This is a genomic window from Coprococcus sp. AF16-22, assembly GCF_003461545.1.
Taxonomy (GTDB): domain Bacteria; phylum Bacillota; class Clostridia; order Lachnospirales; family Lachnospiraceae; genus Coprococcus; species Coprococcus aceti.
Window position 1 is genome coordinate 272 of record NZ_QTXH01000022.1, and the last position, 3,189, is coordinate 3,460.

General features: G+C 34.5%; 7 protein-coding genes. All 7 read right to left on the reverse strand.

Annotated features, from left to right (window positions below):
• Positions 1-321: 321 nt before the first annotated feature.
• Positions 322-543, reverse strand: coding sequence for a hypothetical protein (locus DWW60_RS13205; protein WP_055148032.1), 222 nt, complete (start codon positions 541-543; stop codon positions 322-324).
• A 204-nt stretch (positions 544-747) separates the two neighbouring features.
• Positions 748-918, reverse strand: coding sequence for an immunity protein Imm33 domain-containing protein (locus DWW60_RS13210; RefSeq protein ID WP_199413867.1), 171 nt, complete (start codon positions 916-918; stop codon positions 748-750).
• A 69-nt stretch (positions 919-987) separates the two neighbouring features.
• Positions 988-1,497, reverse strand: coding sequence for an ankyrin repeat domain-containing protein (locus DWW60_RS13215; protein WP_055148038.1), 510 nt, complete (start codon positions 1,495-1,497; stop codon positions 988-990).
• An 11-nt stretch (positions 1,498-1,508) separates the two neighbouring features.
• Positions 1,509-1,640, reverse strand: a complete 132-nt coding sequence (locus DWW60_RS14135) for a GH-E family nuclease (RefSeq protein WP_082418113.1) — start codon at positions 1,638-1,640, stop codon at positions 1,509-1,511.
• Complete coding sequence (locus DWW60_RS13225; RefSeq protein WP_055148041.1) at positions 1,579-1,920, reverse strand: DUF6572 domain-containing protein; 342 nt, start codon at positions 1,918-1,920, stop codon at positions 1,579-1,581. The genes DWW60_RS14135 and DWW60_RS13225 overlap by 62 nt, the downstream gene beginning before the upstream one ends.
• A gap of 106 nt (positions 1,921-2,026) precedes the next feature.
• A complete protein-coding gene (locus DWW60_RS13230) occupies positions 2,027-2,233 on the reverse strand; it encodes a hypothetical protein (RefSeq protein ID WP_055148043.1) in 207 nt (68 codons plus the stop codon).
• A 68-nt stretch (positions 2,234-2,301) separates the two neighbouring features.
• A partial coding sequence (locus tag DWW60_RS13235) for a hypothetical protein (RefSeq protein WP_330417774.1) occupies positions 2,302-3,189 on the reverse strand: 888 nt, incomplete at its 5' end.

The window sequence follows — 3,189 nt, forward strand, 5'->3', positions numbered from 1 at the left end:
ATATACTGTCCAAGTGTATCATATATCTTTGACAATCTGTATGGTTCATCTTCAAGCTTGCCCAAGTCTACATATAAAAGCACGCCTCTATTCCCCATTATTTTCATCCCCCCTGTACTTGTCAAGTATCTTTACGATACTAACATCACACATCCTTCATCTACATGAGTATCAGTTTATCGCCATTTTCAACATGATAACTTTTCAAGGTTCTATCTGGATCCATAACCATGCCTTCTCTCGGTAACACTAATACCCAGTGCTCATGATTCACATAGCCTGTTCGCAGATACTGCGATACAACATACAAAGTATCCGTTATCACATCACGAACCTGTGCATTCTTATTTTAACCATTATGCTGATTAACACAACTGAAGCCAATACGATCCCAGCTATTACACCTATAATGATCTTCACATTGGGTCCATGCTTGTCAGAATCACCAGCTTCAAGCGCTTTTAAAATGTCTTCAAGCTCATCTCTGCTATCTTTCGCAGCTTCTCCAACGCCCGCAGCTCCAACATCATCTTCCCGCGACACAACACCATCTCCTTTATATTATTGCCAAGCAATAGTATTACATCGTTTATTATTTTTGTCAACAGTCGTTTAGTTTTTCTTAATTTGATTGTAAAAAAATACATTGTTTTCATAACAAGTGTTGTTAAGTAAACAATGTATTTACTATCTGCATCGGCTTCTTACGCTACTCATTTACTTCTTACCGAGTGCCCAGAATATGTCCTATACTTTAAATTTCTTTCCTGTACTGTTATCCAAGAAATATTTCTTTCCATTCTCATCCACCAATTCTAAATCAGTTCCAACTTTACAGTTGTATATTGTGAGAATTGCCGGTTCAATATTTGCAATTGTATTAAAATCACAGATGCTCATATTATCTGCATCACTCAAATACTCTTCCGTATCAATATATTTTTTGAAACAACGCTTCCACCAGCATCTGAAATAAAACTTACTACATCACTCATATAATTTTAACCTTTCTACTAATTTTTTTCTGTACGGCATTTGAGCAGCAATTTCCAATGGCGTTTTTCCCCATGCATTCTTGTAATTAACCAGAATATTTTTTTGTGCAAACCAGATTTTATATAAAGGTTCAAGTTCCTCATCTGTAAATTTTAAATTAATCAAATACTGTAGTGGGACTCTTCCTTTTTCGTCTATTTGGTTTATATCCACACCTCCATCTATCAACTTTTTGCACAACTCCACCGTCTGATTTATATTGTGATTCACTCTTGAAAGCAATATATGCAAAAGATTTTCACCACACTCATTTACTACATTAACATCAGCACCCTTATTGATCAAAAAAATTGTTATTAAATAACGGCTTTCTGCATCATTATTTGATAATGAATAAAATAGCAGTGATTTACCTTTGTACATTTTTTTCTCATCTCCTTCATTATAACAGGAAATAAAATCATCATATTTCTTTAATTTTGCTACTAAATATATATCCATTAGATTCTTCCTTATTCATATTTGTGACTACGGTTATTACTAGGCAGTTCTGGTCTATAGTTGTCAATATCATTGTACCAATCAACAAACTCTTTTACTGTTAATTCTCCATTGATGTTCCTCGCAGAATGTAATATAAGAATTTATTTTTTCTTGTAGTCTTAGTAAATGATCATACTCATTTTTCCAATCAAGATGATCTGATATCAGTAATATTAAAGCCTTCCCATTTTCATCCGTAGCCATTCCATCTATTGTTCCACTATCTAAAACCGACATACTTCTAACCATTGTTTTGGTAACAGCATCAAAATAATATCTGCGATTCTTTAAATACGTATTTTTCTCCTCATGTGTTACACCTGTTTCTCCAGCAATTTGTTTTGCCTCTGACGTAGTGTGTACAACATAGTCAATCAGCATGTTTTTTTCTCATGTTACTATAAAAAATACATTGTTTCCACTATACTAATTGTTATGGAAACAATGTATTTTTGCAAATCGCAAATTCTATGATAATTACCTTAGCTTATATAGTATTTTTTATTTCTTCTAAACCTTTCATTAAAGCATCCTGAACTATACTTACGTTATCGCTGTATTCTTTTTTTTCATGCTTAATAATATCAAATAAATCTTTTATAACTCCATCAATCATTATAGTTATACCCTCTACGCTTTCGCCTGTTTTTTCATTTACAAACTCCTCTGTCATTATCGAAATCGTTTTTTTCATTAAACCAATCCTCCAATTATTTTTTTCAACAATTTTAAGCTTACCTTATTCTATTTCTTATCTTTCACCTACCCCCCTCCTGCTATTATTCTTCCATTTGTAGCATATTCCTCAATCCATTCAATCCACGGTGCAGGAAATTCTATGCATCTTCCAGGAGTTGTGGGATCATTTAGCTTTGGCGCACATCTCCCCTGATTTAAAGGATTTGTTCTATAATTCTTTTCCGGCACGATATACTCGTTTACCATATCATCTAACCATTTAGGAACTTCAAATTCATAAATATCAGCACCAGGTCGTTTATTTTCTATATAATACTGCGAATGCTCTCCGTTATCCACACTAACATTCAAATTTACATTTTTCTTATTTATATATACATTTCCTTCACTATCAATTAATATTCTCTGTTGACTTGCTTTGTCTCCAGTTCCTCCTTGAACACGTCTATATGTGACTGTATTTGTGGGCTTATTACTATTAGCTTTACTTTGATTATCCAACGAATTCTTAAAATTAATTGAATTACTGTTCTTATCTGGTGATTGAGTCCTATCATTACATTCATCCATAATCGACTGCATAACAAGCGATGTTACAGCACTCGCTGCCCAAGTCTTGACTATGTCTACACCAGTAATACTCTTATCGTACTTGTCTGAATGATATGCATATACCACAGTATCTACAGTCGCATCAGATATCATATTCACAGCTTTTACTGCCACTATTCTTCCTACTGTCAGTTCTGCCCCGGTTGCAACTGCCGATATCCCGGCTCCTAATCCACCACTGATTGCACCCAATATTGCTCCAGATTCAAAGCCACTTGCAAATCCATCATAAAATGAGTTGCCGGAATTCATGGAAGCTATTCCATTCATAACACCTGACGTGGCTGCACCAATAATAGCAGATGTCGCTATAGACTGTGTTACCGTGGCGGCCGCCGC

Coding starts and splice junctions, on each gene's coding strand:
- DWW60_RS13230 (WP_055148043.1), bottom strand. CDS start 2,233: ATGAAAAAAACGATTTCGATAATGACAGAGGAGTTTGTAAATGAAAAA.
- DWW60_RS13225 (WP_055148041.1), bottom strand. CDS start 1,920: ATGCTGATTGACTATGTTGTACACACTACGTCAGAGGCAAAACAAATT.
- DWW60_RS13215 (WP_055148038.1), bottom strand. CDS start 1,497: ATGGATATATATTTAGTAGCAAAATTAAAGAAATATGATGATTTTATT.